This window comes from Roseimicrobium gellanilyticum, assembly GCF_003315205.1.
In the GTDB taxonomy this organism is placed as follows: Bacteria; Verrucomicrobiota; Verrucomicrobiia; order Verrucomicrobiales; family Verrucomicrobiaceae; genus Roseimicrobium; species Roseimicrobium gellanilyticum.
Genome location: NZ_QNRR01000002.1, coordinates 586,165 through 598,243, shown reverse-complemented (window position 1 = coordinate 598,243; position 12,079 = coordinate 586,165). Strand labels below are relative to the sequence as shown.

Annotated in this window: 14 protein-coding genes and 1 pseudogene; 11 read left to right on the top strand and 4 right to left on the bottom strand. The window is 58.8% G+C overall.

Annotation, left to right across the window (positions count from 1 at the left end; all coding sequences use genetic code 11):
* Positions 1-11: 11 nt before the first annotated feature.
* The 5 genes from DES53_RS07650 to DES53_RS07630 all read left to right on the top strand — a co-directional run bounded on the left by DES53_RS07650 (position 12) and on the right by DES53_RS07630 (position 2,901).
* The gene (locus DES53_RS07650; RefSeq protein WP_113957640.1) at positions 12-989 is read left to right on the top strand and encodes a DUF72 domain-containing protein; all 978 of its coding nucleotides are present in this window, start codon (positions 12-14) and stop codon (positions 987-989) included.
* Between the two features lie 347 nt (positions 990-1,336).
* Positions 1,337-1,537: a hypothetical protein gene (locus DES53_RS07645; RefSeq protein ID WP_113957639.1), complete on the top strand. Its 201-nt coding sequence runs from the start codon at positions 1,337-1,339 to the stop codon at positions 1,535-1,537.
* A 62-nt stretch (positions 1,538-1,599) separates the two neighbouring features.
* Positions 1,600-1,962, top strand: coding sequence for a hypothetical protein (locus DES53_RS07640; RefSeq protein WP_113957638.1), 363 nt, complete (start codon positions 1,600-1,602; stop codon positions 1,960-1,962).
* A 217-nt stretch (positions 1,963-2,179) separates the two neighbouring features.
* Positions 2,180-2,473 carry a putative quinol monooxygenase gene (locus tag DES53_RS07635; protein ID WP_113957637.1) on the top strand — a complete coding sequence of 98 codons (294 nt, stop codon included), beginning with the start codon at positions 2,180-2,182 and terminating at the stop codon, positions 2,471-2,473.
* Between the two features lie 80 nt (positions 2,474-2,553).
* Positions 2,554-2,901 (top strand): hypothetical protein, encoded by a 348-nt coding sequence (locus DES53_RS07630; RefSeq protein ID WP_113957636.1) that lies wholly within the window; start codon positions 2,554-2,556, stop codon positions 2,899-2,901.
* 10 nt (positions 2,902-2,911) lie between these two features.
* On the opposite strand, the gene DES53_RS07625 is transcribed toward DES53_RS07630, so the two are convergent.
* The 3 genes from DES53_RS07625 to rpsN form a co-directional block, all read right to left on the bottom strand.
* Entirely contained in the window at positions 2,912-4,360 is a 1,449-nt protein-coding gene (locus DES53_RS07625; RefSeq protein WP_113957635.1) for a hemolysin family protein, read from the bottom strand.
* 33 nt (positions 4,361-4,393) lie between these two features.
* Positions 4,394-4,645: an FmdB family zinc ribbon protein gene (locus DES53_RS07620; RefSeq protein ID WP_113957634.1), complete on the bottom strand. Its 252-nt coding sequence runs from the start codon at positions 4,643-4,645 to the stop codon at positions 4,394-4,396.
* A gap of 81 nt (positions 4,646-4,726) precedes the next feature.
* Positions 4,727-4,996 carry a 30S ribosomal protein S14 gene (gene rpsN / locus DES53_RS07615; protein ID WP_113957633.1) on the bottom strand — a complete coding sequence of 90 codons (270 nt, stop codon included), beginning with the start codon at positions 4,994-4,996 and terminating at the stop codon, positions 4,727-4,729.
* 310 nt (positions 4,997-5,306) lie between these two features.
* On the opposite strand from rpsN, the gene DES53_RS07610 reads away from it, so the two are divergent.
* The 4 genes and pseudogenes from DES53_RS07610 (at position 5,307) to DES53_RS07595 (ending at position 7,921) form a co-directional block, all read left to right on the top strand.
* Positions 5,307-6,731: a class II fumarate hydratase gene (locus tag DES53_RS07610; protein ID WP_113957632.1), complete on the top strand. Its 1,425-nt coding sequence runs from the start codon at positions 5,307-5,309 to the stop codon at positions 6,729-6,731.
* A 162-nt stretch (positions 6,732-6,893) separates the two neighbouring features.
* Positions 6,894-7,202 (top strand): annotated as a pseudogene (locus DES53_RS07605) (nuclear transport factor 2 family protein); the annotation flags it as partial.
* Positions 7,199-7,693 carry a GNAT family N-acetyltransferase gene (locus DES53_RS07600; RefSeq protein WP_113957630.1) on the top strand — a complete coding sequence of 165 codons (495 nt, stop codon included), beginning with the start codon at positions 7,199-7,201 and terminating at the stop codon, positions 7,691-7,693. The pseudogene DES53_RS07605 and the gene DES53_RS07600, both read left to right, overlap by 4 nt.
* A gap of 36 nt (positions 7,694-7,729) precedes the next feature.
* Positions 7,730-7,921: a hypothetical protein gene (locus DES53_RS07595; RefSeq protein ID WP_113957629.1), complete on the top strand. Its 192-nt coding sequence runs from the start codon at positions 7,730-7,732 to the stop codon at positions 7,919-7,921.
* A 278-nt stretch (positions 7,922-8,199) separates the two neighbouring features.
* Here DES53_RS07595 and DES53_RS07590 read toward each other — a convergent pair whose 3' ends face one another.
* Positions 8,200-9,768: a hypothetical protein gene (locus DES53_RS07590; RefSeq protein ID WP_113957628.1), complete on the bottom strand. Its 1,569-nt coding sequence runs from the start codon at positions 9,766-9,768 to the stop codon at positions 8,200-8,202.
* A gap of 210 nt (positions 9,769-9,978) precedes the next feature.
* On the opposite strand from DES53_RS07590, the gene DES53_RS07585 reads away from it, so the two are divergent.
* Together DES53_RS07585 and DES53_RS07580 are read left to right on the top strand one after the other, a co-directional pair.
* On the top strand, positions 9,979-11,184 hold the full coding sequence (locus DES53_RS07585) for a molybdopterin molybdotransferase MoeA (protein ID WP_113957627.1): 1,206 nt from the start codon (positions 9,979-9,981) through the stop codon (positions 11,182-11,184).
* Positions 11,185-11,391: 207 nt separating this feature from the next.
* Positions 11,392-11,907: a VOC family protein gene (locus tag DES53_RS07580; RefSeq protein WP_211325479.1), complete on the top strand. Its 516-nt coding sequence runs from the start codon at positions 11,392-11,394 to the stop codon at positions 11,905-11,907.
* Positions 11,908-12,079 lie beyond the last annotated feature (172 nt).

Sequence of the window (12,079 nt, the reverse complement as noted above, 5' to 3'; positions counted from 1 at the left end):
GATACCTTGTTATGAGCGAGATGCGCATTGGCATTTCCGGCTGGAGATACGCCCCGTGGCGGGGCGTGTTCTATCCGAAGGGATTGCCCCAGCATCGGGAACTTGAGTTTGCCTCCAGGCAGGTGAACTCCATCGAGATCAATGGGTCGTTCTATTCGCTACAGAGCCCATCGAGCTATCGAAAGTGGCATGAGGCAACTCCTGAGGGTTTCTGCTTCTCGGTGAAAGGAGCGCGATACGTCACCCACATCCTGAGACTCAAGGATGTAAAAACGCCTCTGGCAAACTTCTTCGCGTCAGGCGTGCTATATCTCGGTGAAAAGCTGGGACCGCTTCTCTGGCAGCTTCCGCCCAGCCTCAAATACGATCACGACTTGATAGAGGAATTCCTCAAGCTACTGCCAAAAGATACCGATGCCGCATCCAAACTGGCGAGGCGGCACAATGACAAGCTGAAAACTCGGGCAGTAATCAAGGCACGAGCCAACCTTCCGCTACGCCACGCCATGGAAGTGCGCCATGCGTCCTTCGAATGTGAGGATTTTGTTTCTCTACTCCGGAAATACCAAGTTGCGCTTGTAGTCGCTGACACCGCAGGCAAGTGGCCATTCATGGAAGATCCGACGACTGGCTTCATGTATCTGCGACTCCATGGCGACGAGAAACTCTACGTCAGCGGCTACACGAAATCCGCACTCCGGGAGTGGGCACGCAAAATACGGGGCTGGTCGCGGGGGAAGACGCCTGCCAAAACAAAACTAACAGCGCCTCGGCCTCGTGTTTTATCCCGAGGAAGGGATATCTTTGTCTACTTCGACAACGATGTGAAAGTCCATGCGCCGTTCGATGCCATGAATCTCGCGCACCAGCTTGGAGTATCACACGCATCCTCACCAGAGCACCCTGATGTCTTCGTCAGGGAAGAACCCCGCGAACGCTGGCCCGTCTGGGAGCTGCGCAAGGAAAGAAAGAAAACTGCACGCGACTGAAGCTTCGTGGCGGAATTTCTTTCAACTCCATCCGGCCACACTTCCAGCACGACACGATTTCCCTCCGTTGATTGTCAGAGTTCATGTGTGTGGGCCCGCTGGCGTCGGGAGCGCCAGCGGGCTTTTTTGAGAGGCGTTGATGCAGAAGGTCATCGTCCGATTGGGCGCTTTTACCTAGTACGAGGCTTTAGGTTTTCGTGAAGGCACAGAAACCATAAATGTGAAGAATTTGCCTACCAATCAAGGATTGAAAAATGCGTCACCAGCCGTCATGATAGACGTCCTTCGTCGCGCTTCTTTTGCCTGAGGTGCCGTGCGAGGGAGTCCACTTCTACGAACCGGCATTTATGAAACGGTATCGAATCAAGTATCAGGACAGCATGGCTGTGGATGTGGAGGGAGATCTGGTTTCCAAAGGTGCGGGAGTCTACTGGCTCTGCACCGCCAAGGGCCAGCCCATCCTGGCGTTTGACCTCGAAGAGGTCAGTACCGTGGAAGAACTTCCCACGGAGAACGGTGTTGAAGATAGTGAACTGGCTTTTGCCTGAGGACATCCAGAGACTTCTCTCGTCTTCCATTTTCCCTCAAGGGATCCAACCCCGAAGTGGCCATGAACTTGCCGCCGGAGATCGAGTGCTCCACCGAGCTCGCCCATTTGGAGCAGCTCCTGATGTATGAATACCACGGGCTGGAGATACACCAGCAGCGGGAAGCAGGGCGATGCTTCAGCGAAGCCATCCGTCTGCTGAATGCAGACGAAGACCTGATCACCCGCCTCGGCCGACTCTGGCCACGGGTAGAGGATGTATTCTGTGGAAGCCTCGCGCTACGCTCACGGACGGAACAACTGACCGCCGCCGGACTATTCAGTCAGGCAGAGAGTGAAGTGGAAGCAGCCTATGAAATCGCTACCGAGGCAGTGGAGGCCATTCGGGCATTCCGGCACCGCCTCCACGAGGAGGTCCGCTCCTAGCAAATTCCGGCCCGGAAAAAAAACTCAAAAAAATTGCAGTCCATCCAACCGCGCGATCCGGGAGCAGCGATGAATCCCTTGAGTGGTAAGACCACAGTGTGTTGATGTGAAAGCCCGCCGGTGTGGGAGCACCGGCGGGCGCTTTTTTTGGTAGCAGGAGGGCCATCGCCTTCCGTACGCGGCTTGACTCACCAGCCATCAGCAGCCATGGCAGAGCATGATCTCGCTCCTCGTCACTCTGGAAATCGCGCCTGACCGCGTGGATGAATTTTTGGGCTACATCAAGGAAGAAGCCGCGGACGCACGCACGAAGGAGCCCGGCTGCCGCCGCTTCGAGATCAGCCGTAGTGTGGACCGTCCCAATGTCTTCACCCTTACCGAGGCCTATGACGATCTCGCGGCCCTTGAGGCACATCGTCAGACGCCCCATTTCCTGCTCTTCCGCCAGCGCGCCGATGGAGGTCTCATCCTCAGCAAGTCCAGTGTGTGTGGTGAAGTGATCGATGGCTGACCGGCCATCACTAGGGGGTGAACCCCGGTCATCGCCATGGCGTCGTGCGATTCACTGGGTGAAACAACCCCACGACTGCCATGCATCCCCATACTGCCACAAAGTCGTCTCTGGAGCTTCTCCAACTGGAGAGGCTGTTGCGTCGCGAACCCTCCGGCCTGAATCCTGACCAACAGCAGGAGGCAAAGCACTACTTTTCCAAGACCGAAGAGTACTTGGAGGGTGAGGAAATGATCCTTCAGAAGCTGCATCACATGTGGCCGCTGGTGGAAGCCTGCTTCGGGCGCGAATTCGCAGGCGTTCCGCAGCCAGCCACGTTCAACGGAGATTCGCCCAAGCCAGCAGCGCAGAAGGCTCTGGATGCCCTTGGAGAGATACGTCAGAACCTGGCAATAGCCGAAGGGAGACAGGCGGCCACAGGGCTGTAGCTGTCACCTTTTAGTTCGATTTCGCCGTCTCTACTTCGCCCTGACCGGAGCCTGACTCCGAGCCTTCTTCGTCGTCCACCTTGGGCACACGCTTGAAGTGGAGCTGCGCGATGCGTCGCGCCTCCACTTTGGTAGCGGTGACTTCGTAGTCCTCCACGCGGAGCGTCTCGCCCTGCTTCGGGAAATGGCCGAGTGCATGGGTGACGTAGCCGCTGATGGTCGTAACCTCGTCACTCTCCAGCTCAAGATCCGTCAACTCATTGAGTTCGTAGAGGTTGAGCGTACCTTCCACGTCAAACTCGTCATCATTGATGCGGTGGAATTCGGGCTTCTCAGCGGTGTCGAACTCGTCCTGAATGTCACCCACAATCTCTTCCACGACGTTGTCGAGGGTCACAATCCCCACAGCGCCACCGTACTCGTCCACCGCAAGAGCGAGGTGAGCGTGCTTGTCGAGGAACTGCTTCAGCAGCTTGTCCACCGGCATCATCTCCGGCACGAGCAGCAGCTCACGCTTGATGCGGCGCAGGTCCTTGCCAGAGCTCCCGGGCTCCTGCATGAGCCGGAGCATGTCCTTGATGTGCACCAGGCCGATGCTATGGTCGAGGTGCCCTTCCACCAGTGGGAAGCGCGTGTGCTTGGACTCAATGGCCAGCTTGAGATTCACTTCAAAGGGCTCGTCGACATCCAGGGAAATCACGTCCTTGCGTGGCGTCATCACGTCGCGTACGTAGCGGTCATTGAGCGCCAGGGCATTCAGCACGATGCGCTTCTCCGTTTCCGTCACCTCGTCCGACTCTTCGCTGGCGGCCACGATGTGCTTGAGCTCCTCCTCAGAGTGCACGCGCTCGCTCTCGCCCACAGGGTCGATATGGAAGAGCTTCTTGAGCAGCCAGTTTGCCGTGCCGTTCAGGACAAAGATGAAGGGCTTCAGTGCCACCATGAAGATGTGCAGGGGACGGCACACCCACAGGGTGGTGGGCAGAGACTTGCGAATCGCCAGGGACTTCGGCGTCAGCTCCCCAAGCACCACGTGCAGGAATGTGATCACGGTGAAGGCAATGCCGAAGGCGATGCCGTGCACCACGTTGTCACTCTGCACACCCACCTTGAAGAGCCAGGGCTCAATCATCTGCGCCAGCAGGGGCTCACCCGCCATACCGAGGGCGATACTCGCCAGCGTGATGCCCAGCTGAGTGGCGGAAAGATACGCGTCCAGATGCTTCACCACGGACTGGGCGAACACCGCCTGCCGATTACCCTCTTCGGCTTCCGCCTGGAGCTGGCTCTCACGCACCTTCACGATGGCGAACTCCGCCGCCACGAAGAAGCCATTCAGCAGCACGAAAAACATCACCATTCCGAGCCTCCACAGGACATCCCAAGTAGTGAATTCCCACTCGCGCACCAAGGAGGAGGCGAGCAGCTGGAACGAGGCAGGGTCTGAGAGATCGGTCATGATGGGGAGGCTGGAAACAGCAGGTTCCGCGCCTCAGCGTTTTTCGTAGGAGCCATCGCAGCGCTTCTCCAGAACGGTGAAGCCGGCACTCTTGGCGTCCGAAACAGACAGGGGTTTGGTGATTTTGGGGGTATTGAACGGCTGCAGTACCTTCACCACAGGCTTCTTGCAAAGCGGACAGTGGGTCAGAGCGGGCCGGTCGAGGGGGCGGCGCAGGTCGAAGCCCTTGCGGCAGCGAGGGCAACCCTCCTCAGGTTTTTCGGCGATGTAATGGTAGGTGGGCATTTCGTCCGAAAAAGAGAAGGTGCTGCAAACGCAGCACCTTCGCAAAGTCAAATTGTGGTCACGCCCACCGGAGGTGAGACATTACCAGCTCGATTTCGTCACTCCGGGAATGAGGCCAGCAGAGGCCATTTCACGGAAGGTAAGACGGGACATTTCAAAACGGCGGATGAAAGCGCGACGGCGGCCGGAGACGCGGCAGCGGTTCACCAGACGAGTAGGGCTGGCATCGCGGGGCAGCATGGAGAGGCCCACATAGTCCTTCTTTGCCTTGAGCTCCTCACGAAGCTTGGCATATTTATCAACAGTCTTTTGTTTGCGCTTGTTGCGCTCGAGCCAGCAGGTCTTTGCCATAGAGCCGCGTAGTTTGCTGAGTTCTTCCCTGTTTGCAAGGGGAATTTTCAAAGATGTTTAAGATGCCTTAGGCATCCCCGCCCAATCGAGGGAACCTGCTGGAAACGATACAAGGGTGCGGGTGCCTCTGTTATCTTCAAGGAGGAGCCTCCGGGAGCCTAACTCCTTGACCTCCCTTTCCTCCTCGCTATCCACAACTCTCTTCTCACCAATACCATGATCGCTGGAGCCCTCATCGCCATCTTCTTCCTCGTCGCAGGAATCATCGCCTTCACGTACCTGCAGAAGGGAGCAATGTAATCAATCATCCATGAGTACCCGTCTCGAAAAAGACAGCATGGGTGAGATGCCCGTGCCTGCCGACGCCCTGTATGGCGCCTCCACGCAACGCGCTGTTCTCAATTTCCCCGTCAGCGGTCGCCCCGTCCCCTACCCCATCATTCACGCCTACGGCCTCATCAAGTGGGCAGCGGCGAAGGTGCACCATGACCTGGGCCTCCTCTCTGCAGAGCGCACCAAGCTGATCGAACAGGCCTCGCTGGAAGTGGCCGATGGCAAGCTCGACGCCCACTTCGTAGTGGACATCTACCAGACCGGCTCGGGCACGAGCACGAATATGAACGCGAACGAGGTCATCTCGAATCGCGCCTGCCAGATTGCCGGCAAGGCCATCGGCGCCAAGGACCCCGTGCACCCGAATGACCACGTGAACATGGGGCAGTCGTCCAACGACACCTTCCCCACCGCCATGCACGTGGCCGTGGCCCAGGAGCTGAACAACAAGCTCCTGCCCGCGCTCGAGAAGCTGCAGGCCGCCCTCGAAGTGAAGGCAAAGGCCTTCTGGGATGTGCTGAAGATTGGCCGCACCCACCTCATGGACGCCACTCCCGTGCGTCTGGGCCAGGAGTTCAAGGGCTTTGCCCGCCAGGCTGAGCACGGCGTGGATCGCGTGCACAAGGCGATCAAGACCATCCTTGAGCTGCCCCTCGGCGGCACAGCCGTGGGCACTGGTCTGAATTGCCACCCGGAATTCCCAGCCAAGGCCATCGCCCTGCTCGCGGAAAAGACCGGCATCCCCTTCCGCGAAGCGGCCGATCACTTCGAAGCCCAGTCGGCCAAGGACGGTCTGGTGGAAGCCAGCGGCCAGCTCAAGACGATTGCCACCAGCCTCTTCAAGATCGCCAATGACGTCCGCTGGCTCGCATCTGGACCGCAGTGCGCGATTGGTGAGATCTCCATCCCCGCCACCCAGCCCGGCAGCAGCATCATGCCCGGCAAGGTGAACCCGGTGATGTGCGAAAGCCTCATGCAGGTCTGCGCCCGTGTGATGGGCAACGACGTCACCGTGAACTGGTGCGGCGCGAACGGAAACTTCGACCTCAATGTGATGATGCCCGCCATGGGTGCGGCCATCCTGGAGAGCATCGAGCTTCTCACGAATGCCATCGGCATCTTCACCACGCGCTGCGTCGAGGGCATCGAAGCCAAGGAAGACCGCTGCAAGAACTTCATCGAGTACAGCCTCGCCATGGTGACCGGCCTGAACTCGAAGATCGGCTACGACAAGGCGGCTGTCATCGCGAAGGAAAGCGCGAAGACCGGCACACCTGTCCGCCAGCTCTGCATGGCACGCCTCGACGAACTCGGCATTACCGAAGCCGAGCTCAACGAAGCCCTTGATCCCGCCCGCATGTGCGCGCCAGATGCGAGCATGGTGGGGGCTGGTGGGGGTTGAGCCTCCATTCCTGTCTCACTGACATTTGCCAAAGAGGCGCTGGAGCATTTCGCAAACCAGCGCCTTTTTTCTGGGCTTTGCCCCCCGGCCTGCGTTAACACACCGTTCGGACAACCATGGCACCATCCCACTCACCTGAAACCGTAGTGCAACGCCAGGGACGTTGACGCCTTGATGGCGACCTATGCTGAGGACGCGCAGCACTTTGAGTATCCCTCCACATTGCTGGCCAGTGGAGCGGCGCAATTACGCGAGCGCTTCATCGCCCGATTCAGCGAGCCGAATCTGCACGCAAAGCTCATCAAGCGCCTCGTGATGGGAGAGGTCGTGATTGACCATGAAGAAGTGACCCGGACCTTTCCTGAAGGCACGGGCAGGCTCGAGTTGGTGGCGATGTATGAGGTGCGTAACGGCAGAATCACCGCAGCCCGGTTTATCTCCGGCACGAAGACTCTCGACCCCAAAGTATGACCCAAGCATCCAACTCGACACCTTCAGGCCACGTCACCTTTGCCGTCGTCTCGGCAGCCGATTTCGAAGAACTTGCTGCTCTTCGCATCGCAGCCATGAAGGCCAGTCTGGAGGCTGTCGGCCGTTTCGATCCCGAGCGGGCTCGCGAGCGACTGCGCAAGTCCTTCTACCCTGACCACACGGCCTTCATCGTTGTGGATGGACAACGCATCGGTTTCTACACCTTCCGCCCTGCTGATGAGGGCTTTCAATTGGATCACCTCTATGTCCACCCGAGTTGCCAGTCGCGGGGAATCGGTTCCGAGGTCATCCGGCATTTGCTTTCCCTCGCCGATGCCAGCCAGATGCCAGTTTCTCTCAACGCGTTGCGAGACAGCGCTTCAAACCGGTTCTACCAGCGTCACGGATTTGTGCAGACGGCCGAGGACGAGTGGGACATCTACTACACCCGGACGCCAGGTGTTTCTGGAGCCCAAGCTGGTGGCGCTTGACCGTTGATTCTTGGCTTATCTGTCGTACTTTGAATTGTGAGCTTCGCTTCACTGAAGTCTGAAATTGCCAACCTCCCACTGGAACAACGGCGGGAGTTGATGGGCTACATCGCGGCACTCAATCGCAATGACAATGGTGAGTTTCTGCGCAAGCTTGCGGTCAAGATCGATGACAAATCGCCTGAGCGGTGGTTGACCATCGAAGAAGTGGAAAAGCGTCTCAAGTAGAAGGCTGGTTCCTAGCATTTGGAATACCGGCCCTTGGTCGATATTGAGGTAATTGAGCACCTCGCGAAGTTGAAACCTTCGCTTCGCAATCGACTGATCGAGCAATTCAAACGGATTCAATCACACCCAGGCCACCACGCTGAGTATTCAGAACGCGACGACTCAGGCAGACGCATTGATGTCTGCGTCTATGAAGGAATTGCAATCCACTATTGGGAGGATTTCGCGGACCGGCACGTGAAGATTCTTGCAGTAACGTCTGCAGGCAGCTGAAACCATCACACCCCCAACAACTCCCTCGCCTCCGCCTGTCCCGCTGCAGGCCTGCCGTACTCACTCGCGGTGACACGGGCGAGAGCCACGAGATGCCTCCAGCGGAAGCTGGGGCGCGTGCGGTGGAATTCATCCCACGTGGTCTGGTAGTACTTCTCCGCATGCAGGGCGCCATCCTCGCTGACGGCATAGCGCAGCAGTGCCTGGAAGACAGGCTTCTCAGGGATGCCGAGCTGACCGCACTGGTGCACGATGGCGGCAGACTGCGCCTGAAGGTTGCCCTTGATGGCCTCGTTCAGTTCCGCCAGCAACGTGTCCTGGTCCTTTCCTTTCACGCTGCCAATCTGATACTTGGTGGGCAAGGGAGTCCATTTCAAGAAATCCCGTCCTTCCCCACTGTAACCACGATCGCGCGCCACCTGCCACGCCCCCAAGATGAGGCAGGCGTGAGCATTCCTGCCTTTGGCGATACCGGCAAGGTTACGCCACGCATGAATGGAATCCGACGCATGCACGCCAACAGAGTCGCCATGCACACTTCCCACCGGTTTGCCGGGTGATTCCCAGGCTGGGGGCCTGCCGACGTCACGTAGGACCAGTTGATTCGCTGCCAGTGAAATCGCCTCGCCAATCGCCATGGGATCAAATCCCTCCGCGATGGCGTGCGCCACAGCGCTTGCCGCCTGCTCCGCAGTGCCTTCAAAGATGGTCTTGCTAAGTTGCTCGACGTAATCATCGGTGGCGGTTCTCGTACCCGAGTCTTTCTCCAGCAGCTTATGCTCGTCCAACAGCTTGGTGAGTATGCGGCTGTGCTCCTCCCATTCCGGCTTGCGATATTTCTCAGCCTTCAAGCAGTAGTGCAGCGACTGCCGCAGCATGGTGCTCGCATTCTCCTCGCCCACCACGTCCAGCAGATCCCAGGCGCGGTAGGGCAGCACGGTGCGGTGCACCTCAGGATTCTCCTGCACACAGTAGAGCAACGCATCGAAGGCCTCCTCAGGATCCCGTGAGACCATGCGTGCCATCAGTTTTTCCGTGGCCGCCTCGTCCTTGGTCTTCATCACCTGCAGCAATTCCGTCGGTGATGCTGTCAGACCGGAAGCCTGACCATCCACCTCATGCAGCACTTCATTGCCCCGGCCGCCGTGCTCCTGGATGCGGTTTGTATTGCGATAGAGCACCTTGAAGATGGGCAGGGCCTTTTCCTTCTCGGAAGCCATGTTGCCAGACATGGAGAGCGCGGGGCTCAGGGCCATGAGCGTGTGGAAGCCTACGTAGTCCTCACCGCCGAATGTCCGCGCATTCGCCAGCACGCCTGCAGCCACGAGCTTCTTCAGTGGCACGCCTGCCTTCACCTTCTCCGCGAGAGCAGCCTGCAGGCCCGCGACAGGTGTCTCCTGCATGAAGCACACCAGAGACTCCATGTCCCCGAAGTTCAACGCTTTGGGACCGTCCGCAGCCGAAGCTGAGGGTGCAAGGCCCAACTCGCCGGCGAGAGCAGGACCAATGGTGGCGGCGATGGTTCCCTTGCCGACATTGGACAGGAACGCGCGTCGGGATTGCAGTGCATTCATACGATGACCTCCCCGTGGGTTGTGGTTGCCTGAAGTCTCCCAGTTTCCAGTTCAGGCGTCAATGGGGTTACGCCCGGAATTGCAGCCTCTTTCATCGGGAACCACACACCAACTTCAAGGCTCTTTCTCTGTCCCTGCCATTTGAGGTCGATTTGCGAACATTCGTGTATAAGAGAAGCCGCTCCACCACGCGCTCACCATTCTCCGCCCATGCTCACCGAGCAAGAAGCCCTCGAACACATCCTCTCCTCCGTCACGGCCCTTCCATCGCAGAGCGTGCCTCTTCGCGAAGGGGTTAGGAGCTATGCTGCCAGGGCGATACACGCGACCATTCCCCTCCCCGGCTTCGACAACTCAGCGATGGATGGCTATGCAGTCCGTGCAGAGGATACTCGAACCACGGAGCCCCTGCGTGTCACAGGAGCCATCGCCGCAGGTGATGTGGCCGGTGTCTCACTCGAGCCTCACACCGCCATTCGCATCTTCACCGGCGCCCCCATGCCTCCGGGGGCTGATGCCGTGATCATGCAGGAGGACGTATCCACGGATGCGGAGAAGAAATCGATCGTGTGCAAGGAACCGGTGGAACTCGGGGAGAACGTCCGCGTGCTCGGCTGCGACCTCTGTGTGGGCCAGCGCATCGTGGACAAAGGCGAGCCTCTCAATGCCGCGCGCCTCGCCGTGCTGGCATCCCAAGGGCTCACGCACGTGGACATTGCGGAAGCGCCACGCATCGCAGTCGTCACCACAGGCGATGAGCTCATCCCTCCCGGTGAACCGCTGCTTCCCGGGAAACTCTACAACTCCAATGGCATCATGCTGGAAGCGATGTTGCGGAGCGTGGGCATCTCCTCACCCATCACCTTCCATCATCTGAGGGATAACCTTGAGGAAACCGTGAGCGCATTGCGCGAGTTGACTCGACAGCATGACTTCATCATTCTCTCCGGCGGCGTGTCCGTGGGTGAGCATGACTACATCAAGCCTGCCCTCAAGGCACTGGACATTCCCGCGGAGTTCTGGCGCGTGAAGGTGAAGCCGGGCAAGCCGGTGCTCTTTGCGAAGACAGTCTCGTCCCCTCGCCCTTGTCATCTTTTCGGCCTGCCGGGCAATCCCGTGTCTTCGCATGTGACATTCCACCTCTTTGTGCGGCCTGCCCTGTTGAAAGTCCTCGGCGCCGGCAATGCCTCGCGGAGCCTGCCCCGCGTAAGTGCCACGCTCACCCGTGCCATGAAAAATCGCGGTGACCGTCCGCATTACATCCGCGGTGTTCATGAGGATGGGAAGTTCACCCCCACCGGCGTGCAACAATCTCACGCGCTCTTCAGCCTGAGCCGGGCGAATGCCTTCCTGCGCATGGATCCGGAGCAGGAGCTAGCGGAAGGCGCTACTGTTCAGGCACTCCTGTGTGACTGAGAAGCCGGTCCGGATAAGGCGGATGGTTCACGAAAGGGTGCGGCGGACATACCCGGTGGGATGCGATTCACTTGTCTGAAATGGCCCTCCAAAAAAAGATTGGGGGCGATGTCCTGCGTTCCGTCCCCTGTTCGTCATGGTCATGAACGGTGCAGTGCAACCCTCACCGAATCGCAAGCCCAATACCAACATCCCTCCAAACAAATCATGAGCTCGAAAACCGCTACCAAAGAAGCCTCCGCTACGAAGCCCGTGGATCCCGTGCCGAATGGCATGCACACCGTGACCCCGCACCTTGTTTGTGCCGGTGCCGCTGAAGCCATCGATTTCTATGTGAAAGCCTTCGGCGCTACCGACATCTGCCGCGTCCCAGGGCAGGATGGCAAGCTGATGCATGCCATGATCGGCATTGGCGACTCCCTCGTCATGCTGGTGGATGAAATGCCAGACTTCGGCATCCTGGGCCCCAAGGCCAAGGGTGGCTCATCCGTCACCATCCATCTACAGGTAAAGGATTCTGATGCCCTCTTTGACCAGGCGGTGAAGGCTGGCGCCAAGGTGGTGATGCCCATCACCGAGCAGTTCTGGGGCGATCGCTACGGCGTGGTGGAAGATCCCTGTGGCCACCAGTGGTCCATCGCCACCCACGTGCGCGACGTCTCTCCCGAAGAGTTGCAGAAGGCCGCCGCCAGTGCCTGCTGTGGAGAAAGCTGCGTGGCCTGACATGGCCTGCCCGATATGAATTGCAGACAAGGGTCTGCGTCCGAAACAAACAAGGCGCCCTCCTGCGGAAACGCGGGAGGGCGTTCTTTGTATTCGAGAAAAGGAGGTTAGGGCTTCTGCCCTGACAGTGGATGTTGGACTTTCCAGTCCGACGTTCTGATGCATCGCGGCG

Bases quoted from the DNA above. Each gene is read 5' to 3' on its own strand.
- DES53_RS07650 (WP_113957640.1), top strand. From the start codon at position 12: ATGAGCGAGATGCGCATTGGCATTTCCGGCTGGAGATACGCCCCGTGG.
- DES53_RS07645 (WP_113957639.1), top strand. From the start codon at position 1,337: ATGAAACGGTATCGAATCAAGTATCAGGACAGCATGGCTGTGGATGTG.
- DES53_RS07640 (WP_113957638.1), top strand. From the start codon at position 1,600: ATGAACTTGCCGCCGGAGATCGAGTGCTCCACCGAGCTCGCCCATTTG.
- DES53_RS07635 (WP_113957637.1), top strand. From the start codon at position 2,180: ATGATCTCGCTCCTCGTCACTCTGGAAATCGCGCCTGACCGCGTGGAT.
- DES53_RS07630 (WP_113957636.1), top strand. From the start codon at position 2,554: ATGCATCCCCATACTGCCACAAAGTCGTCTCTGGAGCTTCTCCAACTG.
- DES53_RS07625 (WP_113957635.1), bottom strand. From the start codon at position 4,360: ATGACCGATCTCTCAGACCCTGCCTCGTTCCAGCTGCTCGCCTCCTCC.
- DES53_RS07620 (WP_113957634.1), bottom strand. From the start codon at position 4,645: ATGCCCACCTACCATTACATCGCCGAAAAACCTGAGGAGGGTTGCCCT.
- rpsN (WP_113957633.1), bottom strand. From the start codon at position 4,996: ATGGCAAAGACCTGCTGGCTCGAGCGCAACAAGCGCAAACAAAAGACT.
- DES53_RS07610 (WP_113957632.1), top strand. From the start codon at position 5,307: ATGAGTACCCGTCTCGAAAAAGACAGCATGGGTGAGATGCCCGTGCCT.
- DES53_RS07600 (WP_113957630.1), top strand. From the start codon at position 7,199: ATGACCCAAGCATCCAACTCGACACCTTCAGGCCACGTCACCTTTGCC.
- DES53_RS07590 (WP_113957628.1), bottom strand. From the start codon at position 9,768: ATGAATGCACTGCAATCCCGACGCGCGTTCCTGTCCAATGTCGGCAAG.
- DES53_RS07585 (WP_113957627.1), top strand. From the start codon at position 9,979: ATGCTCACCGAGCAAGAAGCCCTCGAACACATCCTCTCCTCCGTCACG.
- DES53_RS07580 (WP_211325479.1), top strand. From the start codon at position 11,392: ATGAGCTCGAAAACCGCTACCAAAGAAGCCTCCGCTACGAAGCCCGTG.